Below are 25,293 nucleotides of genomic sequence, written 5' to 3'. Positions count from 1 at the left end.
CAACCCAATGAGGGGTAACACATTCTGCGGACCGGAACTGTCGGTGGCCGAGGGCATGATGTGCGGAGGAGGTGGGCCCGATGGCGAAAGGCGCGCTGAGCAGGTTCGGGGCGGTGACGCGCGAGTGGTTCACCGGCGCCTTCGCGGCGCCGACGGCCGCGCAGGAAGGCGCCTGGAACTCCATCGCCGACGGTGACAACACGCTGGTCGTGGCGCCGACGGGGTCGGGCAAGACGCTGGCGGCGTTCCTGTGGTCGATCGACCGGCTGGCCGCCCGGGAGGATCCCGAGAAGAAGTGCCGGGTGATCTACGTGTCGCCGCTGAAGGCGCTGGCGGTCGACGTCGAGCGCAACCTGCGGGCGCCGCTGACGGGGGTCCGGCAGACGGCGCGGCGCATGGGGGTGGCCGTGCCGGAGATCTCGGTGGCGATCCGGTCGGGCGACACCCCCGCCGATGAGCGGCGGCGGTTCGCGTCCAAGCCGTCCGACATTCTGATCACGACGCCCGAGTCGCTGTTCCTGCTGCTCACCTCGCAGGCGCGAGAGGCGTTGCGCGGGGTCGAGACGGTGATCGTCGACGAGGTCCACGCGGTGGCGGGCACCAAGCGGGGGGCCCATCTGGCGCTCACGCTCGAACGTCTCGACGCGCTGCTGCCGAAGCCGGCGCAGCGGGTGGGGCTGTCGGCGACCGTGCGGCCGGCCTCCGAGGTGGCGGCGTTCCTCGGGGGGTCGCGGCCGGCGAAGGTCGTCCAGCCGCCGTCGGAGAAGCTGATCGAGATCGAGGTGGTCGTCCCGGTCGAAGACATGGCCGAGATCACCTCGCGCGACGACGGGCAACCCAACCAGCGCAGCATCTGGCCTCATGTCGAAGAGCATCTGCTCGATCTGATCGAGGCCCATCGGTCGACGATCATCTTCGCCAACTCGCGGCGGCTGTCCGAGCGGTTGTGCAGCCGGCTCAACGAGCTGGCCTATGAGCGGAGCACCGCAGAATCGATGCAGGCGGGGGTGCCTGCCGAGCTGATGGCGCAGGCGGGGGCGTCCAAGGGGGCGATTCCCGAGGTCGTGCGGGCTCATCACGGGTCGGTGTCCAAAGAGGAGCGGTCGCAGATCGAGGAGGCGCTGAAGTCAGGGCGGCTTCCGGCTGTGGTGGCGACGTCCAGTCTCGAACTGGGCATCGACATGGGGGCGGTCGACCTGGTGGCCTGCGTCGAAGCGCCGCCGAGTGTGGCCAGTGGGCTGCAGCGGGTCGGCCGGGCCGGGCACCAGGTGGGGGCGGTGTCGCGTGGGGTGATCTTCCCGAAATATCGGGGCGATCTCGTCCAGACGGCGGTGGTGGCCGAGCGGATGAAAGGCGGCCAGATCGAGGAGCTGCGTTATCCCCGCAACGCGCTCGACGTGCTGGCCCAGCAGATCGTCGCGATGACCGCGCTCGACGAGTGGACCGTCGACGAGCTCGAGACCGTGGTCCGCCGGGCCGCACCCTATGCCACGCTGCCGCGATCGGCTCTGGAGGCCACGCTCGACATGCTGGCCGGGCGCTACCCGAGCGAGGAGTTCGCCGAGCTGCGTCCCCGGCTGGTGTGGGATCGGGTGACCGGCACGCTGCGCGGCCGTCCGGGTGCCCAGCGGCTCGCGGTCACCAACGGCGGCACCATCCCCGACCGGGGCCTGTTCGGCGTGTTCCTCGTCGGTGAGAAGGCGTCCCGGGTCGGGGAGCTCGATGAGGAGATGGTGTACGAATCCCGCGTCGGCGATGTGTTCGTGCTCGGCGCCTCGTCGTGGCGGATCGAAGACATCACGGCCGACCGGGTCCTCGTCTCCCCCGCGCCCGGGTTGCCGGGGAAGCTGCCGTTCTGGAAGGGCGACCCGCAGGGCCGTCCGGCCGAGCTGGGCCGGGCGATCGGCGCGTTCGTCCGGGAGCTGGCCGGGGCCGGTCCGGCCGCCGAGGAGCGTGTCCGCGCCGCCGGGCTCGACGAGTTCGCGACCGGGAACCTCATCGGCTACCTCGCGGAGCAGCGGGAGGCGACGGGATACGTACCGGACGATCGAACCCTGCTGGTCGAGCGGTTCCACGACGAGCTGGGCGACTGGCGGGTGATCATCCACTCCCCCTTCGGCGCGCGGGTCCACGCGCCCTGGGCGCTGGCCATCGGGCGGCGGCTGCGGGAGCGCTACGGGGTCGACGTCCAGGCCGTGCATTCCGACGACGGGATCATTCTCCGCGTCCCCGACACCCTCGACGAGGCGCCGACCGATGTCGCGGCGTTCGACCCCGAGGAGATCGAGCAGATCGTCACCGAGGAGCTCGGCGGGTCCGCCCTGTTCGCGGCGCGGTTCCGCGAATGCGCCGGGCGTTCGCTGCTGCTCCCGCGCCGCACCCCGGGGAAGCGCAGCCCGCTGTGGCAGCAGCGGCAGCGGTCGGCTCATCTGCTGGGCGTGGCCGCCAAATACGCCGGGTTCCCGGTCGTGCTCGAGACGATGCGCGAGTGCCTGCAAGACGTCTTCGACGTCCCGGGTCTGGTGCAGCTGATGCGCGACATCTCGGCGCGGCGGCTGCGGGTGGTCGAGGTGGAGACCCGGCAGGCGTCGCCGTTCGCGGCGTCGCTGCTGTTCAACTACATCGGCGAGTTCATGTACGAAGGCGACGCGCCCCTGGCCGAACGCCGGGCCCAGGCGCTCGCCCTCGACACCTCTCTCCTGGCCGAGCTGATGGGCCAGGCCGACCTGCGCGAACTCCTCGACCCTGACGTGATCGCCGAGACCGAACGCGAACTGGCCCGGCTCGATCGGCCGTTGCGTGACCTGGAGGACCTGGCCGACCTGCTGCGGTCCCACGGGCCGCTGCTCGTCGAAGACGTGGCCATTCGCGAGGGTGACCCCGGCTGGCTGACCGAATTGGAGCTTTCCCGGCGGGCCATCCAGGTGCGGGTCGCGGGGGTGCCGCAGTGGGCGGCGATCGAAGACGCCTGGCGGCTGCGCGACGCGCTGGGGGCTCCCCTGCCGGTGGGGGTGCCGCTGGAGTTCCTCGACGCGCCGGAGACCTCTTCCCGGCCTGATCCCTTGGGCGACCTGCTGTCCCGGCACGCCCGGACACGAGGGCCCTTCCCGGCTTCCACCGCCGCCGCGCGGTTCGGGGTGGGGGTCGCGGTGGTGTCCGATGGGCTGGCGCGGCTGGCGGCATCCGGGCGGGTGGTGTCGGGCGAGTTCCGGCCGGGCGGTCGCGGCGAGGAGTGGTGCGACGCCGGGGTGCTGCGGCTGCTGCGGCGACGGTCGCTGGCCCGGCTGCGCAAGGAGGTCGAGCCGGTGCCGCCGGAGGCACTGGCGATGTTCCTGCCCCGCTGGCACGGGATCACGGCCTATGAACCACCGGCGAGCCCATCGGGGTCGGTCGCGTCTTATCGTGCGATGGATTCCCTGGTCGCGGTCATCGAGCGGCTGCAGGGGGCGGCGGTGCCCGCCTCGGCCTTGGAGACGCTCGTGCTGCCGGGGCGGGTGCCTGGATATTCGCCCGCGCTGCTCGACGAGCTGACCTCCTCTGGTGAGGTGCTGTGGGTGGGGCAGGGGGCGCTGCCCGGCGGCGACGGGTGGGTGTCGCTCTACTTCGCCGACACGGCGCCGTTGCTGATGCCTCTGCCGGGTGAGATCACCATGACGCCGGTTCATGAGGCCGTCCTTGAGGTGCTCGCGGGTGGCGGGGCGCTGTTCTTCCGCGATCTGTCGAACCGGGTGGTCCACGGCGGGATACCCGACGACGCCACGCTCTCGGCGGCGTTGTGGGATCTGGTCTGGTCGGGGCGGGTGACCGGTGACACGCTCGCGCCGCTGCGGGCCACGCTCGGCACGGGGAAACCGGCGCATCGTCCCGCTGCTCCGTCGCGGCGGCGGCGGGCCGTGCTGCCGACGCGTTCGGGGCCGCCGACGGTCGGGGGGCGGTGGTGGTTGCTGCCTGAGCCCTCGGGTGAGGTGACGATGCGGGCCCAGGCGCAGGCCGAGATGCTGCTCGAACGCCATGGCGTGGTGACGCGCGGCGGGGTGATGGCCGAGCGGCTGCCGGGCGGGTTCGCCGCCGTCTACCAGGTGCTGCGGGCGTTCGAGGAGAGCGGCCGGTGCCGGCGCGGCTACTTCGTCGAAGGGCTGGGCGGGGCGCAGTTCGCGCTGCCGGGGGCCGTTGACCGGCTGCGGGCCCTCGACAACAAGTCCGACAAGAAGGAAGTGGCGGCGCCACCCCCGGCTGAGGGTGAATACGTCGATCCGTGGACGGCCTGGCGTCCCCAGGGGCCCGAGCGCGAGGCGCCCAAGGCGACCGTGATGGCCGCGGCCGATCCGGCCAATCCGTTCGGGGCGGCGCTGCCGTGGCCTGACCGGGGCGGGGATGCCGGGCATCGGCCGGGGCGCAAGGCCGGGGCGTTGGTGGTGACCGTGGCGGGGAAGCTGGTTCTCTACGTCGAGCGAGGCGGGAAGACGCTGCTGACCTTCGGGGAGGAGGAGCATCTGACCGTGGCGGTGGGAGCGCTGGCGGGAGCCGTACGCGAAGGAGCCCTCGGGCGGTTGACCGTCGAACGGGCCGACGGGACCGCGATCAACGACTCCCCGCTGGGCGCGGCGCTGGAGGCGGCGGGTTTCCATCCGACGCCGCGAGGCCTGCGTATAAGGGGTTGATCGGCGCTTATGGTGAGGAATGATGCGGGCTGAGGCCAGGAGGCGTAATGGCATGGACTGCGGCGGACATCGCCGATCTGTCAGGCAAGGGCGCGATCGTGACCGGCGCCAGCAACGGGCTCGGGCTTCTCGCGGCGGGTGAACTCGCCCGGCGGGGGGCGAAAGTCGTCTTCGCGGTCCGCGACGTGGGCAAAGGCGAGGCGGCGGCGACTCGGGTGCGGTCGGCGGCCCCCAAGGCCGAGATCGTGGTGTCGCGGCTGGACCTGTCCGACCTTTCGTCAGTACGCGAGTTCGCCGCGGAGATCCCCGAGATCTTTCCCCACGGGCTCGACATCCTGATGAACAACGCCGGAGTCATGGCGCTGCCCAAGCGGGCCTCCGCTGACGGATACGAGCTCCAGTTCGCCACCAATCACCTGGGGCATTTCGCGCTCACCGGGTTGCTGATGCCTTCTCTGCTGCTGCGGCGTTCTCCTCGGGTGGTGACGGTGAGTTCGAGTCTCCATTCGCGGGGGCGGATCGACTTCAACGACCTGAACGGGAACAAGCGCTACTCGCCTTTCGATGCCTACTCGCAGTCGAAACTGGCGAACCTGCTCTTCACCTATGAACTACAGCGTCGCGCCGCGGCCACTTCGCTGCTGTCCTTGGCCGCGCATCCCGGATATACGGCGACCGGGCTGCAGGAGGCGGGGCCCCGGATGACCGGGAGCGCCGCGCGCGGGCTGATGATGCGGGTGGCGAACACGGTCATGGCGCAGCGGCCGGAGATGGGGGTCCTGCCGCAGCTTTACGCGGCCACCGCGCCGGGAGTGCCGGCGGCGGGATTCTTCGGGCCTGATGGGCGCGGGGAGCTGCGGGGCTATCCGAAGCTGGTGGCGAGCAGTCCGGCGTCACATGACGAGGCGGTGGCCCGGCGACTCTGGGACGAGTCGGAGCAGATGACAGGGGTGCGCTACAGCTTCGCGGCGTGAGAGCGGGGATGACGCTTTCCCTAGGCCAGGCCGTCGAGGGTGCTCCGCACGCACGCGGGAGATGGCGCCTCAGCCCAGACCCACTCGAACAGATGCCGAATGTGCTCCCCGCGCACACGAGGAGGGGTGCCGGTCTGGGCGACCCATATGTGTTCGTCGAGGTTGGGGCGGTCTGCCGGCGTGAGTGGGTGGTTGACTGGATCAGGTGAAATCCAATCGGTCCGTTCCGACCGCCACGGTGATTCCCGTATTGATTTATCCCGACGTCCGTGAGGCCGTCGCCTGGCTGACGGGGGCGTTCGGGTTCGTGGAGCGGGTGCGGATCGGTGAGAATCACCGGTCTCAGCTTCAGTTCGGTGACGGCGCGCTGATCATCGGGGATGTGCGGGGTGCCAAGCAGCCGCCGCGCCGAGGTGAGATCACGCATTCGATCACTGTGCGGGTCGACGACGCGCGGGCGCACTGCAAGCGTGCCCGCGCCTTCGGCGCCGCCATTCTCATGGAGCCCACCGATTTCGAGTTCGGCGAACGGCAGTACTCCGTCGAGGATTTCGCCGGGCACCACTGGACCTTCTCCGAGACGCTCGACGACGTCGCTCCCGAGGAATGGGGCGGGGAGACTGTCAGTCCGTAGCGACCAGGGCCTTCGTCTCCCGCTGGAGCGCGTGCAGGAATCGTGCCGCGCCGCGGCCGTTGATCAGCCGGTGGTCGTAGGCCAGGCCGATGTGCGATACCTGGCGCGATTTCACTTCGACGCCGTCCAGATAGAGGGTCTGCTGGGGTGCGGTGATGGCCAGGGCGCAGGCGGTGCCGGGGAAGATGAAGGGGATCGCCAGGCTGATGCCGCCGTCGTGGTGCAGGGTGACGGCGATGTTCGCGCCGGCCAGGTCGGACGCCTTGAAGTCGCCCTTCATCGCGGCGACGCGATATTCCATCAGCTTGGTCGCCACCTCCTGGAGGGATTTCGCCCCGGCGTCGTGGACGACCGGGACGTACAGACCATCTCCGGTGTCGAAGGTCACGCCCACGTTGGCCGTCTCCGAGAGCACGGCCGCGGTGCGATCCTCGCTGAGGGTCGCGAAGAAGTGGGGGAATTCCTCGTGGAGTCTCGCCACGGCCACGACGAAGAGTTCGGGTAGCCCGACCGGGCGGCGGACTTGTTTCGTCAGTCGGCGGGTCGCGGCCAGTTCCTCGTCGAGAGGCATGTCGAGGACGGCGTAGGCGGCGGGGATCGTGGAGTGCGAGAGCGAGACGGCCCGGCCGACCGCCTGCTGCACCTTGGACAGCGGCGCGGTGGGGACGGAGTTGGCCGCCGCCAGCTGCTCGACGTCCGTCCGCCGGATCACGGGGATGCCGAGAGCGGCGACCTGGTCTTCGGTCACGCCCAGTTCGTCCATGGCCGTCCGCGCGGGTGCGGTGATCACGGGGCCGGAGCGTATGGCCGGAGTCACGCCCGCCGCCGACAGGGCTCCGATCGCGAAGGCGTCCGCTTCGGCCGAGTGGTGCACCTCGTTCGCGATCACCACCGTCACGGCGACCCCGGAGCCGATGGTCGCGAGGAGGTCGCCCGGGGCGCATTCGGCCATCAGGGCCACTTCCTGCCGTAGCACCCCCGTCGCGTCGGCCGTGACCTCTTCGGCCGACTTCGAGGTCTCCAGTACGGCCACCGGGTCGCCCTCCTTGACCTCGGTCCCCGTGGCGACCAGCCATTCGACCAGGACGTAGGAGTCGTCGTTGTTGTTGAGCTTGGGGACCTTCACTTGAGGGACTCCAGCACCGTGTCGTGGATGGTGGTTTCGGTCAGCAGGACGGCACGTTCCAGGTGCGACGCCGTGGGGATGATGCTGTCGGCCGAATGGGCCAGGGCGACCGGGTTCCGGAGCACGCCCCACAGCTCCCGGTGCAGCACGTGGGCCACCTCGGCGCCCCACGTCCCGCCGGCGGTGCTCTCCTCGGCGACGACCACCGACTTCGCGCCTCGCACCGCTGCGACCAGCGGGGCCACGTCGACGGGATGGAGGCGGGAGGGCACGAGCAGGGTGCAGATGATCTCCTGCTCGATCAGGAGGCGGCGCATCGCCGCCATCGCCCGATGGGTCACTCCGCCGGGGGCGATGATCACGCAGTCGGGGGGCGCGTCCACGTGGACGCGGGCGAGGCCGTCGGTCAGGTCCCAGGTGAACAGGTCGTCGATCTGGTGCATGCGCTTGGTGTAGAGGATCTTGTCCTCGAAGAAGACGCAGGGGCGCTGCGAGGCGATCATCCGGGTGAAGACGGCGCGGTTGTCGTGCAGGGGGGACATCTCGTAGACGTCCAGGCCGGGTACGCCGATGAAGTGTTTCTGCAGGCTCTGGCTGTGGGTGGGGCCGTAGCCGCGGCCGCCGCCGGTGGGCAGGCGGACGATGAGGCGCATCGGGACGCGGGAGCCGTACATCGAGACGGATTTCGCGGCGAAGTTCACGATCTGGTCGAACGCCAGCGTGACGAAGTCGCTGAACATGATCTCGACGATCGCGGTGTCGCCGCACAGCGCCAGGCCCGCGCCCACGCCGGTGATGGCCGATTCGCTGATGGGGGTCGTGATGACCTGCGCGGGGAAGGCGGTCGACAGGCCTCGGGTGGCCTTGAAGGCGCCGCCGTAGGGGTCGAGGAGGTCCTCGCCGAGGAGGCGGGCCCTCGGGTCGGCGGCGAGCACCTCGTGGAGGGCCAGGTTGAGGTTCTCTACTACGCGCATGCGTTCCACCTCATCGCTGGTCACCGCGCCGGAAGTGCGGGTCAGAGCTGTTTTCATTACGGCTCCGCACACCCTGACACCAGGGCGACGCATGCCGCCGGTTCATCGGTCCCACCCGGACAGGGGGCGGGCTTTCACGTCTCGTACCACGGAGTCGACCAGTTCGAGAGCCCGGCCATCCGCTTCGGCGAAACCGGGATCGCCCGACATGTCGCGATACCAGTCACGCAGCGATGACACCCCCGACCTGGTGTCGTCGCCCTTGCTGTGGGGGCCCAGGCGGTTCACCGCGAACTCCACCACGAGGGGTGCGCCAAGACGTACAGAAGAGATCAAAGGAGTGAGAACGGCTCGGATCTCGGAGATGTCGTCGGTGGGCAAGGCGATGTGCCGGACACCGAAGGCCGCACACCGAGTCCCGATATTTCCGGACATGGCGAGCTCCGTCGGCGTCGTCTGCGCGATGCCGTTGTGTTCGACCACGACCAGCAGCGGGAGCCCCCACAACCCGGCCAGGTTCAGGGACTCGTAGACCGAGCCCTCTCCCCACGTCCCGTCCCCGATGTACGCGCAGGCCAAGGCGCCGGAGCCCCTCAAATGAAGGGCCACGCCGGAGGCCACCGGAAGGCTCTCGCCCTGGATGCCCGTCGACAGGTACTTGTCGCGCAGGATGTGCTGGCTGCCGCCGACTCCCCCGCAGACCGCGCCCTCGCGGCCCATGATCTCCGCCAGCAGGCCGGCGGGATCGTCGAAGCGGGCCAGATAGTGGCCGTGACCTCGATGGTTGCTGAAGATGTGGTCGTCAGGGCCGAGCAGGGGCGCCAGGGCCACGGGCACGATCTCCTGGCCCAGACACGTGTGGGTCGTGCCGTTGAGCTCGCCCCTCGCGAACAGGTCCAGCAGGGCGCGTTCGAAATGGCGGATGAGCAACAACCGGTCGAGGTCGGTGGTCACCTGACGGCCGGTTCCGCCTCGCGGATCGCCTCGACGACGCCCGCGATCGTCGGGGTGTCGAAGAAGACGTCGAGAGGGACCTCGACGCCGAGGCGTTTGCGCATGCGGGCGATGATCTGGGTGATGGTCAGGGAGTGCCCGCCGAGGTCGAACAGGTCCTCGTCGTCGCCGATCTCGTCGATGCCCAGGACTTCCTGCCAGATCTCACGGATGGCGTCGTCCAGGCCGGTCGCCTGTGGGGTGCCGTCCACAGGGGCTTCGGGGTTGTTCATGATGGTGAGAAGGTCCTCCGCTATCCGGGCGACGTCGGTCTCCGTGCCGGAGCCGGCGCCGTATTGCATGATCACGTAAAGGCCGTCGGGGTGGTCGACGGCCTGGAGGTGCAGGACGCTGCGTACGGAATGGTTGAAAACGGCCCAGTCGATGGTGGTCTTCACGTCGGCGAAGACGGGGTCGGGCCGGCGTTTGCGGTAGCTGACCGAGACCTGCGCCAGCGCGGTGCGCGGCCGCACTCCCCTGACGGCTCGGGCGTAGGGGACGTGCCGGAATCGGTACAGCTCGCGCAGATCGCGGTGGAGGGTCCTGGCGACGTCGGCGACGGTGCCCTCGACGGCGGCGGAGACGGGGAGTTCGTTGACGAACAGGCCGATGTTGTCGCGCACGTCGGGGATGCGGGTGGAGAGGTCGACGGCGACGGTCGGGGTGGCGTTGCCGTAGCGGTGGAGCAGGGTGTGCACGGAGGCGAGGAAGAGCTCGAATCGCGAGACGTCGGGTAAGTCGGGCATCAGAGCCCGGAACGTGTACACCGAACCCTCGGCCGCGCCCAGGCCGGTCGCCTTCAGCCCCGGCAGCGTGGTCTCCGTCACCGGCCGGGGCGACCAGTAGGCCTTCGCGTCGGCGAGGTCGTTCCCGACCCGTTCGCGCTCCCCCTCGGCGAAGCTCGCGTAGGACATCGCCAGGCGGGGCCGCGACTCGCCGTTGTAGAAGTCGGCCAGGTCTCTGACCAGGATGTCCTTCGACTCGCCGTCGAACACGAGGTGGTGCGCCACGAACACCAGCGCGTACCGCTCAAGCCCCAGCTTGGCCAGCGTGAACCGGGCCAGCGGCCCGTTCTCGACGTCGAAGGGCCGCAGGGTCTCCTCCCGGACGAGCTCGGCGAGATCCGCGGCGATGGTCTGCCGGACCGCGGGCCGCTCCCCGCGCACCATCACCGGCAGCCCGTCGTCCTCGGCCACCGCCGACGACAGCACGGCGTGCCGCCTGATCACCGCCTCACACGCCTGAGCCAGCGCGCACGCGTCGAGTGGTCCTTCGAAATCGATGACGAGCGGCATGTGGTAGGCGGTCCGCGCCCGCCCCATGCGCTCGGTGATCCACATCCCGGTCTGCGCGAACGACGCCTCGGTCATGGCAGCGCCCGCTTGTCGACCTTGCCGCCCCGGTTGCGCGGCAGCGCGTCCATCGTGGTCACCTTGGCCGGCAGCTCGTGCGGCGCGAGCCTCTCGATCAGGAACGCCCGCAGATCCGCGGTCGAAACCTCGTCCTGTACGACCAGAGCCGCCGCCACCACCGTCCCGAGCACCGGATGGGGCACGCCGTAGGCGGCGGCCTCCTTGACCAGCGGATGCGCGTGCAGCGCCTCCTCGACCTTCAACGTCGAGACCTTGTGGGCGCCCGACTTGATGACGTCACCGGTCCGGTCGACCAGGAACAGGTACCCCTCGTCGTCGAGGTAGCCGAGGTCCCCCATCCGCACCCACCCGTTCCGGAACGTGTCCGACTCGGGCTCGCCGAGATAGGAGCGGGGCGCGGCGGGCGACCGCATCCACACCTCACCGGTCTCGCCGGCGGCGGCCGCGGTCCCGTCGGCCGAGGTGATCCGGACGGACCCGCCCGCCGCCGCCCGGCCCACCGATCCCGGACGTTCGGGATCGAACACCATGATCGTCTGAGCGGGCGCGGCCTCGGTGGAGGTGTAGTAATTCGTGATCATCGCCTCCGGGAACAGCTCTCCCAGCTTCACCGCCACGGCGGAGGGCAGCGGCGCGGCGGCCGACCCCAGGAGCAGCACACTGTCGAGCGGACCGTTCCCCGCCGACACCAGCTCGATGGCCATGGTGGGCACCAGGAACACCGTCCCGGCCTGATATTTCGCGATGAGCGAGGCGAACCGGCCGGGGGTGAAGAGGGGGGTCGTCACCACCGTCGGGTGGGCCGCGATGGCGTTCACCAGCATCATCTGCCCGGCGTTGGTCCCGATGGGGAACGCGTGCGCGAGGTGCCTGGAGTGCCGGAACGCCCGGCGGCGCGGGTCCTGGTGCAGGCCGAACGCCAGGTTGGCGTGGGTGGCGGTGACCCCCTTGGCCACGCCCGTGGTCCCGGAGGTGAAAAGAATCTGAGCGGGGTCCGATCCTGAAAGTTTCATCGGCGCGGAGCCCTCAGGACCCACCGGAACGTCCCGCAGAATCCGGCTCATTCCGGTGCGTTCCGCAAGATGTCGGATCTCTCCCTCGGGCATCCGGTCCGGCATCGGCACCGCGACGGCGCCTGACCGGAGCACCCCCATGAAGGCCACCGCGTAGTCGAGCCAGGCCGCGTGGGGGAACACCAGCCCCACCGGTTCCCCCGGCCGCGCACCCTCGTTGATCAGGTGGTTCGCCACACCGTCGGCGCGGGCGTCCCACGCGGAGTAGGTCAGTTCCCCGACCCCGTGAACGATCATGGCGACGCCGTCAGGCTCGGCGGCGGCGCGGGCCGCCAGCAGATCCGAGAGCGTCATTGGACTTCCCCAAAGATCGGATGAATACTGCCCAGGCGTTACGTTACTGAAAACATTCTTTCCAGTTAGGCCTGTCGCCAGTCTGACACGGCGCGGAGGCTCGTCACAAGGGGTCCCGGACTCCGCCAGCCCAATAGGCTTGGCCAGTTTCAGGCTTGTGAGCGGGCCCGGGGCGTGCCAGACTGACGCCGTCCGCTAATTGCAAAGAACCTTTCCAGTTAGCTTCCCCGGCTGAGGCGTTTCGCCTCTTTGTGCTGCAGTCGTCCGATCACTTGAGGGAAGATGCTCGCCGTCACCCCGGCCAATCCACTCTCGCTCGGACAGGAACGGCTCTGGTTCCTGCACGAGCTCAACCCCGATGACGCGTCGTACAACATCTGCGTGACCGAACGGCTCGTCGGGGATCTCGACGTGGCCGCACTGGAGCGGGCGCTGAACACGGTGGTGCGGCGGCACGAGGTGCTGCGGACGCGCTATCCGGCCGTCGACGGCGAGCCGGTCGCGGTGGTCGAGAACCGTACGGTCCCGCTCGAACGCGTCGAAGCGGAGCTCGGCGAACTCACCAACCGGCCGTTCGACCTGGCGGGCGGGCCGGTTATCAGGGCCTATCTCACCGCCGACCAGACGCTCGTCATCGTGCTCCACCACATCGCCGGCGACGGCTGGTCTCTCGGGCTCCTGTACGACGAGATCGCCACCCTCTACTCCGGCGGCGACCTGCCCGACCTGCCGATGCAGTATGGCGATCACGCCCGTGAACAGCGCGGACAGCCAGTGGACACGTCCTTCTGGCGCGACCGGCTCGACCGGGTGCCGGTGCTCGACCTGCCCGCCGATCTGCCCCGCCCCCGGACACGCACCTCCAACGGCGCCGTCGTCACGCGACGGTTGCCGAAAGAGCTCACCGACCGGGTCGACGCGCTCTCCCGCAAGGAGCGCGTCACCCTGTTCATGCTGCTCATGGCGGCTTTCCAGACGCAGCTGCACCGGTACACCGGCGCCGTCGACTTCGCCGTCGGCACCCCCGTCGCGGCCCGGCCCGACGAGGACACCGAGAAGCTCATCGGGTTCTTCCTCAACACGGTCGTGCTGCGCGCGGACCTCGAAGAAGATCCGACCTTCCGCGAGTTGCTGAGGCGCACCCGCAGGGCCGCGATCGACGCTTTCACCCACGCCGACACTCCGTTCGACCGGGTCGTGCAGGATCTCGGCGTGGCCCGCGACCTCAGCCGGACTCCGGTCTTCCAGACGCAGTTCAGCATGCGCAGCGAGGCCGGGACCCGCTTCCACCTGGCCGGACTCGTCGCCGAGCCGGTCGACCCCGACTTCCACCAGGCCAAGTTCGACCTCTCTCTGGAGATCACCCCGACGAAGGACGGTCTGGACGCCTTCTTCGTCTACTCGGCCGACCTGTTCAACCACGAGACGATCGAACGGTTCGCGGCGAACTTCGAGACGCTGCTCCGGTCGATCGTCGACGACCCGGGGCAGCGGATCTCCCGGCTCGACCTGGTCTCACCTGGCGAAACAGCTCTTCTCGCCACGTGGTCGGGAGCTCCCGACGAGCCGGTCACGCCTGCTCAGGAGACTCTCGCCGAGGTCATCTCCACCAGGTCCCCCGAACGGGTCGCGATCCGGCATGGGGACGATGCGATCTCGTACGGGAAACTGCACCGAAGGGTCGCCGGGACCGCTCGCGGGCTGCGGGAACAGGGTGTGGGTCCGGGTGTCCGGGTGGCGGTCTGCATGGACCAGTCGATCGATCTGGCCATCGCGCTGCTCGCGGTGCTGAAGGCGGGCGGGGCATACGTACCGATCGACCCCGAATATCCCGAGGAACGCCGTGCCTTCATGCTGGCGGACTCCGGCGCGGCGGTGCTGCTCACCGAGATCGACGACGCCGAGGCCGACGACCTCGAACCGCTCGGCACCGGCGACGACCTCGCCTACGTCATCTACACCTCGGGCTCGACCGGGAGGCCCAAGGGCGTCGCGGTGCAGAACCGGGAGATCCTGCGCTATCTGGCCGACGCCGGACAACGCTTCGACATCACGGACGACGCCGAGTACGCCCTTCTCCAGTCGCTCGCCTTCGACTTCGGCATCACGATCCTCTACCTGTGCCTGAGCACCGGCGGCACCCTGCACCTGCTGCCCGGACGCATCTCCGGCCCCGAACTGGCCGAGCACATGCGCGGCATCGACTACGTCAAGCTCACGCCCTCGCACCTGGGCGCGCTCGCCGCCGACACCGAGGACGTCGCCGACCTCCTCCCCCGCAAGCTCCTCATCTTCGGCGGCGAGGGATCGAGCTGGGACTTCGCCCGTGACCTGGCCAGACGGGTCGCGGTCGTCAACCACTACGGCCCGACCGAGGCCATCGTCGGCGTCTCGACCTACCGCGTCTCCCCCGACGTGACGCCGACAGGTCCGATCACCCCGATCGGGAAACCGCTCGGTCACGCTCGTCTGTACGTGCTGGATCAGCACCTCCGCCCGGCACCGGCCGGCGTGGCGGGCGAGTTGTGCATCGGTGGCCGGTTGGCCCGCGAATACCTGGGCCGTCCCGATCTGACCGCCGAGAAGTTCGTCGACCACCCCGCGTATGGCCGTCTCTACCGATCCGGCGACCTGGCCCGCTGGCTCCCGACGGGTGACCTGGAGTTCCTGGGCCGCCGCGACCTCCAGGTCAAGATCCGCGGCTACCGGGTGGAACTCGGTGAGATCGACGAGGCGCTGCGCGTCCTGCCCGGCGTCTCCCACGCCGTCACCGACGCCCGCGACGGCGAACTGGTCGGCTACCTCGTCGCCGACCCCCGGCCTACCATCGGTGACCTGCGCAGAGATTTGTCCGAACGGCTCCCGGAGTACATGGTCCCGACCCGCTGGGTGTTCCTCGGCGAACTCCCGCTGAAGGGCCACGGCAAGGTCGACCGCGCCTCGCTTCCCGCGCCGGAGGACGCCCGCCCCGACCAGGACGTGCCGTTCGAACCCCCGGCCGACCCTTTTGAAGAGGCCATCGCCGCCGCCTGGTGCGAGGTGCTGGGGCTCCAACGCGTGGGCGTATTGGACGACTTCTTCGACCTCGGCGGCCACTCCCTGCTCGCGACGCGAGTGGTGGCCCGGCTGCGCAAGACCCTGCCGGAGGGTTCGTCGCCGATCGCCCTCATGGACCTGTTCCAGCATCCGACGGTCCGCGCCCTGGCCGCCGTCGCACGATCCGGAGACGACGGCCCTCGCCCGCTTCTCTACCGCCTGACGAGGCAGGGCACCAAAGCCCTGGTCTGCCTGCCCTACGGCGGTGGCAGCGCGGTCGTCTACCAGCCGCTCGCCGACGCCCTGCCCGCCGAGTGGGAACTCTGGTCGGTCGCCGTCCCCGGCCACGACCTGGGGTTGGCCGAAGAGTCGCAGCCGCTCGAAGTGGTGGCCCAGCGTTGCGTCGAGGAGATCCTCCGCATCCAGGCGCCCATCACCCTGTACGGCCACTGCGGCGTCGGTGGCGCGCTGACCGTCGAGATCGCCCGCCGCCTCGAAGCGGCAGGACGCCCGATCGACACCGTCTTCCTCGGCGGAATCTTCCCGTTCGCCCGCCCCACCAAGGGGGTGCTCGGGCGCTGGGCCAAGCTGGCGCGGCTGGAGCGGTTCCGCAGCGACAAAGGCCAGCTCAACTGGCTGACCGCGCTCGGCGCCGACCTGTCGGACCTGGACGACGCCCAGAAGGCGTTCGTCATCGGGAACATGCGCCACGACGCCCGCGCCGCCGAGGACTACTTCACCGCGCTGATGGACAGCGGCGCTCCGAAACTGCGGGCCCCGATCGTCTCGGTCGTCGGCGAGTACGACCCCGCGACGGACTACTACGAGGAACGCTTCCTGGAGTGGGGCTTCATCACGGAACAGACCCGGTTGGTCGTTCTGGACGAGGCAGGCCACTACTTCCTGAAATATCGCCCAGACGAACTGGCCCAGATCGTCACCACCCCCACGGGGACCGCTTCGGGCGCGAGCGACCCTGACCTCGCCTCGCGCACCGATGCAGATCCGGCCGAGCCGCCCGCATCCGGCTCGGCCGGATCACCTCAAGCCACATTGTCCAAAGCCGCATTGTCCAAAGCCGGTTCGTCCACCACCGGATTGTCCAAACCGGCTCCCTCGGTCACCAGGTTCCTGCTGATCGCCTTTGGACAAATGGTCTGCCTGGCCGGATCCACGCTGACCGAGTTCGCACTGCCGCTCTGGGTCTATCTCCAGCACCAGTCGATGATCCAGCTCGCCATCCTCCAGGTCCTCGCGATCATCCCCGGCGTCCTGGCCGCCCCGCTGGCCGGCGCTCTGGTCGACCGGTCGTCGAAGCGCGGCGTGATGATCGCCGGCAACGCGGCGGCCCTGGCCGTGCAGACGGCCACCGGCATCCTCGTCTGGACCGGCAACCTGCACGTCTGGACCCTCTACATCCTGCTTCCGCTGCTGTCGGTCGCGCTGACCACCCAGCGGCTGGCCTTCACGGCGGCCGTACCGCAGCTGGTTCCCAAGCGGTATCTCGGCCACGCCAACGGCATCGCCCAGATGGCCCTCGGCATGGCCCAGTTCGTCGCCCCGCTCGCAGCGGTCGGCCTGATGTCGGTCTGGGGCCTGAGCGGCATCCTGGTCCTGGACGTCGTCGGCCACGTCTTCACCATCGTCGTCCTGGCCCTGGTGGCGTTCCCGGCGGCCCTGGCGCTGCGCCGCAGGGAGAGCGTCGGACGCGAGATCGCCGAAGGGTTCAAGATCTCCTTCGGCAACCCCTACTTCCGGGCGATGGTCATCTTCTTCGCGTTCCTGTCGCTCGGCCTGTCGCCGGTCTTCATGATGTACTCGCCGCTCGTCCTGGAGTTCGGCACCATCCAGGACGCCGGGGTGATCGCCCTGGCGGCCGGATCGGGCGCGGTCGTGGGCGGTCTGACGATGGGCCTGTGGGGTGGCCCGTCCAGGCGGCGGATGCGCGGCATGCTGTTCCTCACGTTGATCATCGCGGTGTCGTGCGGCGTCGTGGCGCTGCGCGACGACCTGACCGTCATCGGCGTCGGCGCGTTCGGCGTCAGCTTCGGTCTCGCCCTGGTCAACGGCGTCTACAACACGATCATCCAGGTCAAGGTCCCGCAGCGGTTCCACGGCCGGGTGTTCGCGCTCAACCAGATGGTCGCCTGGTCGACCATCCCCATCGGCGTCGGGATCATCGCTCCCGTGGGCACCGAACTGCTCGGTGACGTGTCATTGATGTACGCCGTCTTCGCCGGATTCATCCTGCTGGTCGTCGTGGGAGCGTTGCTCACCAGGAGGCTGGCCCGTTTCGACGACGCGGTCCCCGACGCCACCCCCGACGACCTGGTCGGGCTGGAACGGAAGGTGCGGAATGAAGGAAAGACTGGCCGAACTGGTGTCGGAGTCGTGTGACGGCGAGCTCACCCCGGCCGACGTGCTGGCGGCGACCGTGCCGCTGGCCTACCTCGGCGTGACCTCGCTGGCGCAGATGCGGCTGATCGACGCCATCGAACGCGAATACGACGTCGAGGTCGACCTGAGCGGCGACGTCACGTTCCTCGACAGCGTCGACGGGCTGGCCGCCTGGGTCGAGGCCGCCCGGGCTCCGGCATGACCCGGGTCGTTTTCTCCGGCGGGCGAACGGGGACGGCGTCGTTCACGTGGGGCCAGCGCGCGATCTGGGAGGCGATCGAGCGGACCCGTCCGGACGACCACTACTTCAACTTCGGCCGGGTGCTGCCCCTGGGCGCGCGCCCGGCGTCGGTGTCGTCGGCGCTGTGGGCGCTGGGCCGCCTGGTCGAACGGCACGAGTCGCTGCGCACCGTGGTCGGCGACGGCGGCCAGCTGCTGAAGTCCGGCGGCGAGCTGACCGTGCGGACCGGCGACGACCCCGACGCGCTGCTGGCCGAGATGGCGGCGACCGTGTTCGACTACGAGAACGATTGGCCGCTGCGGGCCGGTCTGGTGCTCTCGGACAACAACGAGGTCACCCACCTGGTCCTGGTCTTCTGCCACCTGGCCGCCGACGGCCTGGGCGCCGAGCAGGCCATCCGCGACCTGCGCCTGCTGCTGCTCCGCGGCGGCACCCCCGCGACGCGCCCGCCGCAGCCGATGGACATCGCCCGCTGGCAGGAGTCCCCCGCCGGACGCCGGATCGCCGACGAGGCGGCGGCCCACTGGGAGCGGGAGCACCGGCGGATCCCGCCGACCATGTTCCACGTGCCGTCGGGCGCCGGGGAGTCGCCGCCGATCTGGCGCGCGTCCCTGCGCTCCCCCGCCGTCGACCTGGCCGCGCAGCGCCTCGCGGTCCGGCACGGCACGAGCACCTCGACCGTGCTGCTGACGGCGGTGACCGCGCTGGTCTCCGAGATGACCGGCCACGAGACCGTGGCCATGCTGCCGATCGTCGGGAACCGGTTCCGGGCCGACACCCGGACCGCCGTGACCACGATGTCGCAGGAGGGGCTGTTCGTCCTCGACGTGGAGAAGGTGCGGTTCGACGAGCTGCTCGGCCTCGCGGGGGTGGCGGCGCTGCGGGCGTACCGGAGCGCCTATCACGACCCCGCCGACCGTTCCGCGGCGCTGGCCCGGGTCGCGGCCGACCGGGGCACGACCGTCCATCCGTGGTGCTGCTTCAACGACATGCGCTTCGCCGACAACCCCGTCTACCGCGACGAGACACTGATCCGCCGGGCGCTCGGCGAGAGCACGCTGAGCTGGCCGATGTCGCAGGATCAGCTGAACTGCCGGTTCTGCGTCCATCTGAGCGGAACCATGGACGTCTCGGTGACCGCCGACACCCGCTGGCTGTCCAAGGCCGACATGGAGCGTTTCCTGCACGGCCTGGAGACGATGCTGGTCGAAGCGGCCCTGCGGTGATCGCCTACGCGACCGCGACGTCGTGCCCCCAGGGCCGTCCGCTGACCTTCCACCTGAGCTGTGACAGCGGCGTCCACATCCACGACGCCACCACGGGCGCCCCCGTGCTGACCACCCGCGCGACCGGCCCGGCCTGGACTCTGGACATCCCGGAAGACTGGCCGAGTTCGCTCTACCGCGCCCACTTCACGGATGCCTTGAAGTCAGAGGTCCCGAAAGCGACCGGCGAACTGCCCGGCACGAACGTCTCCGGCGACGACGAGGTCTACTTCGTCGTGACCGCGTCCGGCCAGAAGAAGGACATCCTGGTGTCCATCCCGTTCGGCACCTGGCAGGCCTACAACCGCGCCGGGATCGCGGGCGAGGGCCTCTACTGGACCGAGGACCCGGGCCGCGCGACCGAAGTGACCTTCGACCGTCCGGGCGGTGGCCCCTCCCCCGAACGCTGGGAGGACGGCTTCCTCCGCTGGCTGCGCCCCGCGGGCTACGACGCCGACTTCTGCGACGGCCTCGACCTCTCGGCGGAACTGCTCGACGGCTACCGGCTTCTGGTCGTCAACGGCCACGACGAATACTGGACCCGCGAGATGCGCGACGCCTGTGAGGCCTTCGTCCGGCGCGGCGGCAACATGGCCATCTTCGCCGGGAACACGGCCTGGTGGCAGGCCCGGATGGAGGGCCGCACCCTGGTCTGCCACCGCGACCCCTTCACCGACCCGATCGACGACCCGGCCCTGGTCACCGCCGAGTGGTCGACCGTCGGCCGTCCGGAGAACTGGCTGACGGGCGTCAGTTTCCGGGCGGGCGCGGGAACCTGGGGCCCGTCGATGCCTCTCATGAACGAGGAGTCGTACGTCACCCGCTTCGCCGGCCACTGGGCCTTCGAAGGCACCGGCCTGACAGAAGGCGACAAGTTCGCCCAAGGCGCTCTGGGCTACGAAACCGACGCGGCCGAATTCGTCGAGGTGGGCGGCGTGCCGCGAGTGACCTCACGGGACGGCACCCCGTCGTCGTTCACCGTCCTCGCGACGGCGGACCTCCGCCACTGGCGCAGCGGCGGCCAGGGCGGCTGGGCCACGATGGGCGTGTTCACCTCAGGCCGGGGCACCGTCTTCAACGCCGCCACAGTGAACTGGGGCAACACCCTCCACGACCCCGTCGTCGACCGCATCACCCGGAACGTCCTGACCCGCCTCAGCTCTCCGTATGAAGGCTGGGACGCGATCGGAGAACCCGCCGACATCCGCGCCCTGGCCGCCGACGCCCGCGTCCTCTACGGCGTCAGCGCAGGCGGCGCCCTGATGAGCCGCGAACTCTGCGCCCAGAACCTGCCGTGGCGCCCCATCGGCTGGGCCGGCGACGTGATCTGCCTCGACACCCCGCGCGAGGCGGCGGGAACCCGAGGAGTCCTCCTGTACGGGGTGACTCAAGACGGCGTCCTGAGATCGAGGGCGGCGGTGGAGATCCCCGCCCCTTGGACCGACGAGGCGGTGTGCCCGAAGGGCACCGTGGCCTTCGCCATCGCCGACTGCACCTTCTGGACGGCGACCTCGGAGGGCCGCCTGTGGGCGATGCCCTTCACCGGCGACACCTGGCTGGACCGAGGCGCGTGCGACGCGGTGGCCATGACCGGCATGAACGGCCGCCTCTACGCCCTGACCGGCACCGGCGAACTGGTGACCCGCCGCCCCGACGCGGCAGACGAGTGGCACCCGGCGGGCGACCTCCCCGAGGGAACCACGACGTTCACCGCCCACGCGGGCCGCTTCATCGCCACCGCCCCGGGCCGGCCGCTCCATTGGCGGGAGGCCCGCAGAGCGAGGAACCTCTAAGACATCACGCAGATGCGCGAGAACAGCCAGAGCCGCGGGGATCGGTGCAGGCTCTGACACCAGTCGGCTGCGCTCGGCGTCACCTGCGTTGTCGACGCCACATAACGGTGAGGACCTGGCCTCTCAGGTCAGAATTCGACCGGCCCGTAAACGGCCGACCCGCGTCCCCGCGTCATGGCCCAGTAGCGGTCGCCATAGGACCAGTGCCACCACTCCGTCGGATAGTTCACCAGCCCGACGCCCTCCAGCGCCGTCACCAGAACCTTCCGGTTCTGCATGGCTTCTGCCGAAATATCGGTAGAAGCGGTGTAACAGCTCCCGGAGCTCTGCTCAGGTGTCGCGTTGACCTCGGTCCCCATGTCGAGTTCCACGCCGTCGTCGTCGCACAACGTCAGGTCGACAGCCGCCCCGGCCGTATGGGGCGCGACCTCGACAGGCGACACGAACCGGCTGGCCGCCACGTGCAGCTCATCCCCCGACATTTCCGGAAATGTCGTCCGCAGCGTCTCCCGATACTCCTCGAACCACTTCCGCTGGAGAGACACCGGCCGATACCCCTCGACCACGACGAGGTGAACCCCGAGAGGCAGCACCACCCGCCGCAGCCGCTCCACCAGCCCGGCCCGCAGGTGCGCGAAGGCCCCGGCCGGGTCGGCCAAGCGCTCGTCAACACGCAGGAAATCCCGCACATCGACGAGCGGCTCCAGGCATTCGGTCACCGGTATGGAGGTCACCCGGGGGTCGGAGATCAGAATGACGTCGCCCATGAAGTCAGACCGTATCCGAGAAGACCTGTTCCCTCGCCTCCTCCAGGGCGGCCACCAGGGCTCCCTGGAGCACCGGGTTCCCCTCCACCTCGGTCACCGCCACCTTCGGGCGCGAGGGGCAGACCCGCGCCACCTCGTCCTCGACCCTGGCCGCCAGCTCCCGGCCCCCGGCCCGGCCGACGTCGCCGCTCAGCACGATGAGACCGGGGTCCAGCACGACGGCGACGGCCGCGACCCCGACGGCCAGCCGGCCGGCGAGCTCGTCGAGGAAGCTCCCGTTCCCCTCGGCGACGGCCTTGGCGACCAGCTCGGCGACGGGCGCGTCCTGTGGATGCATCCCGTGGGCCAGCGCCATTCCATAAACCGCGTCCCCGCCGACCAGGCGCTGGAAGGAGCCGGACTGCGGATCTCGTACATCCGAGGGAAGCGGTTCTCCCGGTACGGGCAGCCAGCCGATCTCGCCCGCTCCGCCGGTGATGCCGCGATGGAGCCGGCCGCCGAGCATGACGCCGAGGCCCTGCCCTATTCCGGCCCACATGATGACGAAGTCGTCGAGGCCGTACGCCGCTCCGTGGGCCTGTTCGGCCAGGGCGGCGAGGTTGACGTCGTTCTCTATGCGTACCGCCCGCCCCAAATCGGCGCGGAGCTCGGCCAGCACTCCGAAGTGCCATGCGGGCAGGTCGAAGGAGTAGCGGACGTCCCCGCTGCGGGGGTCGACCACGCCACGGGTGCCGATCACCAGGCCGCTGAGCTGGTCGAGGCCGATCCCGGCGCTCTCGCAGGCGCGGAAGAGCGCGTTGTGGACGAGTTTGACCGGATCTCGCGCCTCGCTCGGGTCGACGGTCACCTCGGCGATGGCTCGGCCGGTGATGTCGGCGACGCCTGCGGTGACGCTGTCGGGGGACACCTCCAGTCCGGCGACGTAGGCCGATTGGGGATTGACGGCGTAGAGCGCGGCGTTCGGTCCGCGTCCGCCGGCCCGTTCCCCGGCAGTGGTGACCAGGCCGCGATCCTCCAGACGGGCCAGCAGCTGACCTGAGGTGACCTTGCTCAATCCGGTGAGTTCGCCCAGCTCAGCCCGGGTGAGCGGGCCCTGCAGGAGAAGGAGCTCCAGGGCTGATCGGTCATTGATCTGCCGGAGCAACCGGGGTGTTCCGGGGCGTCGGGCCACCGCTCTCTCCCTTCTCGTCACGATCCGCTAACGCGGGTTTTTTTTAAGAAAGTTTCTTGTTAGTTTAACGGCAGTCACCCCATAGGCAAGCGATCAAGCCTCTGAGGTGCCACAAACGCCGACCGTCAGCAAACCTCAGGTGCGCGGCCCGCCGACACCTCACAACTTGCCTCGACGCGAAGCCGGGAAGGGAGAACCCCCAACGTGAAGATCGTGAAGATCGTCGGCCTCACCGCCGCCCTCGCCCTGGGTGTCGCCGCTTGTGGTGGTGGCGAGACCACCGAATCGGCCCCCGCCGCCACCGACGCCGCCTCGGCCCCCGCTGCTTCCGGGCCCAAGTTCGCCGGTCAGACGCTGACGATGTGGCGTCTCGGCGACTCGAACCCGCCGGCCCAGGCCTACATGGACGACCTCAACGCCGAGTTCCAGAAGCAGACCGGCGCGACGGTCAAGCTGGAGTGGATCCCGTGGCCGCAGGTGAACGACAAGTTCACCGCCGCCGCCGCGGGTGGCGCCGGCCCCGACGTCACCGAAATCGGCAACGACCAGGTGCCGCTGTGGGTCAGCCAGGAAGCGCTGTCGCCGATCACCCCCCTCACCTCCGCCGGTGAGCTGGCGCAGATCCCCAAGAACCTGTTCGGCCTCGAGACCATCGACGGCGAGGTCTACGCCGTGCCGTGGGGCGCCGGCACCCGTGCGGTCCTGTTCCGCAAGGACTGGTTCGACGAGCTGAAGATCGAAGTCCCGAAGACCTGGGACGACGTCGTCGCCGCCGCCAAGAAGATCCAGGACGAGAAGGGCAAGGACGTCGACGGCTTCGCCTTCAACGGCGGCTCCGACGCCAACCACCTCCTCGGCGCCATGGCCTGGTCCGAGGGCGGCGACTACGCCGTCAAGGAAGGCGACAAGTGGGTGGGCAAGCTCGCCGACCCGACCTTCAAGGCCGGCTTCGAGACGTACACGGGCCTGGTGACCGGCGGTCTGTCCGGCAAGGCGCGGCTGACCCAAAACACCACGGACATCCGCACCCGCTTCGCCAACGACAAGGTCGGCATGTACCTGACCGCGTCGTGGGACATCCCCGGCATCGAGCAGGACTCCAAGGGCAAGGTGAAGGCCGACCAGCTCGCCTTCTTCCCGCTCCCGGCCAAGACCGGTGGCGAGGCCCCCGCGTTCTTCGGCGGCAACGACATCGCCGTCTGGGGCACCACCAAGAACGCCGAGCTCTCCAGCGAGTACATCAAGCTCGCCACGAGCAAGCAGTGGGCCGACCGTTACGCCAAGGACGGCGGGCTGCTCCCGGTCTACCCGGACACTCTGGCCGCGCTGGCCAGCGACCCGGTCCAGGCGCCGTTCGCGGCGGCCTTCGCCAAGGCCCGCTCGTTCCCGGCCGACCCGAACTGGACCGAGGCGGGCGAGACCAAGGCGGTGCTGCAGAACGCGGCCCGTTCGGTCATCGAGGGCAAGGCTTCGGCCGATGAGGCGCTCGCGGCGGCCAACAAGGAACTCGAAGAGATCCTCAACCAGTAGCGACGATGACTGACACGTCGATCGCCCGCCGCTCACACCGTCCGCAGAAGGCCTCCGGCCTGAACCCGAAATACATCCCGTACGTCCTGCTGATCCCGGGCGTACTGGTGATGGTGGCTCTGCTGCTCTACCCGATGATCCAAGCGATCATCATGTCCTTCCAGAAGGTCGGGATCCCGCAGATCCGCGAGGTCAACCCCAAGCCCGCCGACTGGGTGGGCTGGGAGAACTACACCAAGATCTTCGAGAACGACATCTTCTGGTCGTCTCTCCGCAACACCCTCGTCTTCGCCTTCGTGACCGTCTCGCTCACCCTGATCGTGGGTACGGGCGTCGGGGTGCTGTTGCAGCAGCTCAGCAAGCGCATGTCCACCATCCTGATCGTCGGCATCATGTTCGCCTGGGCGGTCCCGCCGGTCGCGCAGGGCGTGATCTGGCGCTGGCTGTTCGACGCCGAGGCCGGAATCGTCAACTGGGCGCTCAATCTGCTGCCCGACTTCCTGGCCACCGCCCTCTTCGGACGGGCCGACTGGACCGGCGTGCCCTGGCTCAACGAGGCGTACACCGTCTACATCGCGCTGATCATGACGGTGGTCTGGGCGTCGTTCCCGTTCGTCGCGGTCTCGGTCCTGGCCGGACTCAAGAGCATCCCCAGCGAACTCTACGAAGCCGCCAGGGTCGACGGGTCGGGCCCCTGGAGAACCTTCCGGTCGGTCACCTTCCCGCTGCTGAAGCCGGTCTTCGCGGTCCTGACGATCCTGTCGATCATCTGGGACTTCAAGGTCTTCTCGCAGCTGTACGTCCTGCTGAACGGCCCGACCAACCGCGGGGCGTTCAACCTGTCCATGTTCTCGTACGCGGAGGCCTTCCGGGCGCCACCCAAGATGGGCTCCGGCGCGGCCATCGCGGTGATCCTCACGATCATCCTCTTGGTCGTCACCGCGTTCTACGTCCGCCAGATGGTGAAGTCGGAGGACGTGCAGTGACCACT

At 69.5% G+C, this 25,293-nt stretch carries 16 protein-coding genes; 9 read left to right on the top strand and 7 right to left on the bottom strand.

Annotated elements, in window-relative coordinates; all coding sequences use genetic code 11:
- Positions 1-80 precede the first annotated feature (80 nt).
- The 3 genes from AW272_RS15765 to AW272_RS15755 all read left to right on the top strand — a co-directional run bounded on the left by AW272_RS15765 (position 81) and on the right by AW272_RS15755 (position 6,269).
- Positions 81-4,661, top strand: a complete 4,581-nt coding sequence (locus AW272_RS15765; protein WP_066365117.1) for an ATP-dependent helicase — start codon at positions 81-83, stop codon at positions 4,659-4,661.
- A gap of 47 nt (positions 4,662-4,708) precedes the next feature.
- Complete coding sequence (locus tag AW272_RS15760; RefSeq protein ID WP_066365114.1) at positions 4,709-5,635, top strand: oxidoreductase; 927 nt, start codon at positions 4,709-4,711, stop codon at positions 5,633-5,635.
- 205 nt (positions 5,636-5,840) lie between these two features.
- Entirely contained in the window at positions 5,841-6,269 is a 429-nt protein-coding gene (locus AW272_RS15755; protein WP_066365112.1) for a VOC family protein, read from the top strand.
- Here the strand turns inward: AW272_RS15755 and AW272_RS43785 are convergent.
- The 5 genes from AW272_RS43785 to AW272_RS15730 are packed head-to-tail and all read right to left on the bottom strand — an operon-like array spanning position 6,259 to position 12,102.
- On the bottom strand, positions 6,259-7,395 hold the full coding sequence (locus AW272_RS43785) for a 2-oxo acid dehydrogenase subunit E2 (protein ID WP_066365109.1): 1,137 nt from the start codon (positions 7,393-7,395) through the stop codon (positions 6,259-6,261). The two genes, AW272_RS15755 and AW272_RS43785, sit on opposite strands and share 11 nt — an antisense overlap.
- On the bottom strand, positions 7,392-8,426 hold the full coding sequence (locus AW272_RS43780; protein WP_245657565.1) for an alpha-ketoacid dehydrogenase subunit beta: 1,035 nt from the start codon (positions 8,424-8,426) through the stop codon (positions 7,392-7,394). Before AW272_RS43780 ends, AW272_RS43785 begins: the two co-directional genes overlap by 4 nt.
- 45 nt (positions 8,427-8,471) lie before the next feature.
- Positions 8,472-9,323 carry a thiamine pyrophosphate-dependent dehydrogenase E1 component subunit alpha gene (locus AW272_RS15740; protein ID WP_066365106.1) on the bottom strand — a complete coding sequence of 284 codons (852 nt, stop codon included), beginning with the start codon at positions 9,321-9,323 and terminating at the stop codon, positions 8,472-8,474.
- Positions 9,320-10,732 (bottom strand): condensation domain-containing protein, encoded by a 1,413-nt coding sequence (locus tag AW272_RS15735; protein WP_066365103.1) that lies wholly within the window; start codon positions 10,730-10,732, stop codon positions 9,320-9,322. Before AW272_RS15735 ends, AW272_RS15740 begins: the two co-directional genes overlap by 4 nt.
- The gene (locus AW272_RS15730) at positions 10,729-12,102 is read right to left on the bottom strand and encodes a class I adenylate-forming enzyme family protein (RefSeq protein ID WP_066365101.1); all 1,374 of its coding nucleotides are present in this window, start codon (positions 12,100-12,102) and stop codon (positions 10,729-10,731) included. Before AW272_RS15730 ends, AW272_RS15735 begins: the two co-directional genes overlap by 4 nt.
- A gap of 282 nt (positions 12,103-12,384) precedes the next feature.
- Between AW272_RS15730 and AW272_RS15725 the strand changes: the two genes are divergently transcribed.
- Genes AW272_RS15725 through AW272_RS15710 form a run of 4 tightly spaced genes read left to right on the top strand, consistent with a single transcriptional unit; the run spans position 12,385 to position 20,834 of the window.
- Positions 12,385-17,535 (top strand): non-ribosomal peptide synthetase/MFS transporter, encoded by a 5,151-nt coding sequence (locus AW272_RS15725; protein ID WP_066365098.1) that lies wholly within the window; start codon positions 12,385-12,387, stop codon positions 17,533-17,535.
- A complete protein-coding gene (locus tag AW272_RS15720) occupies positions 17,495-17,737 on the top strand; it encodes an acyl carrier protein (protein WP_066365097.1) in 243 nt (80 codons plus the stop codon). Before AW272_RS15725 ends, AW272_RS15720 begins: the two co-directional genes overlap by 41 nt.
- Complete coding sequence (locus tag AW272_RS15715) at positions 17,734-19,002, top strand: condensation domain-containing protein (RefSeq protein ID WP_066365095.1); 1,269 nt, start codon at positions 17,734-17,736, stop codon at positions 19,000-19,002. Before AW272_RS15720 ends, AW272_RS15715 begins: the two co-directional genes overlap by 4 nt.
- A complete protein-coding gene (locus AW272_RS15710; protein ID WP_066365092.1) occupies positions 18,999-20,834 on the top strand; it encodes a N,N-dimethylformamidase beta subunit family domain-containing protein in 1,836 nt (611 codons plus the stop codon). Before AW272_RS15715 ends, AW272_RS15710 begins: the two co-directional genes overlap by 4 nt.
- Positions 20,835-20,962: 128 nt before the next feature.
- Here the strand turns inward: AW272_RS15710 and AW272_RS15705 are convergent, their stop codons facing one another.
- Both AW272_RS15705 and AW272_RS15700 read right to left on the bottom strand, forming a co-directional pair.
- Complete coding sequence (locus AW272_RS15705; RefSeq protein ID WP_066365090.1) at positions 20,963-21,601, bottom strand: M15 family metallopeptidase; 639 nt, start codon at positions 21,599-21,601, stop codon at positions 20,963-20,965.
- 4 nt (positions 21,602-21,605) lie between these two features.
- Positions 21,606-22,772: an ROK family transcriptional regulator gene (locus tag AW272_RS15700; RefSeq protein WP_066365087.1), complete on the bottom strand. Its 1,167-nt coding sequence runs from the start codon at positions 22,770-22,772 to the stop codon at positions 21,606-21,608.
- A gap of 204 nt (positions 22,773-22,976) precedes the next feature.
- On the opposite strand from AW272_RS15700, the gene AW272_RS15695 reads away from it, so the two are divergent.
- Both AW272_RS15695 and AW272_RS15690 read left to right on the top strand, forming a co-directional pair.
- The gene (locus AW272_RS15695) at positions 22,977-24,302 is read left to right on the top strand and encodes an extracellular solute-binding protein (protein ID WP_066365084.1); all 1,326 of its coding nucleotides are present in this window, start codon (positions 22,977-22,979) and stop codon (positions 24,300-24,302) included.
- Positions 24,303-24,307: 5 nt separating this feature from the next.
- On the top strand, positions 24,308-25,288 hold the full coding sequence (locus AW272_RS15690) for a carbohydrate ABC transporter permease (RefSeq protein WP_066365082.1): 981 nt from the start codon (positions 24,308-24,310) through the stop codon (positions 25,286-25,288).
- Positions 25,289-25,293: the final 5 nt, after the last annotated feature.

Origin of the sequence: Herbidospora mongoliensis (genome assembly GCF_001570545.1) — a bacterium.
GTDB classification, from domain to species: domain Bacteria; phylum Actinomycetota; class Actinomycetes; order Streptosporangiales; family Streptosporangiaceae; genus Herbidospora; species Herbidospora mongoliensis.
The sequence above is the reverse complement of the archived record's forward strand: the minus strand, read 5'-3'. Positions and strand labels throughout refer to the sequence as shown.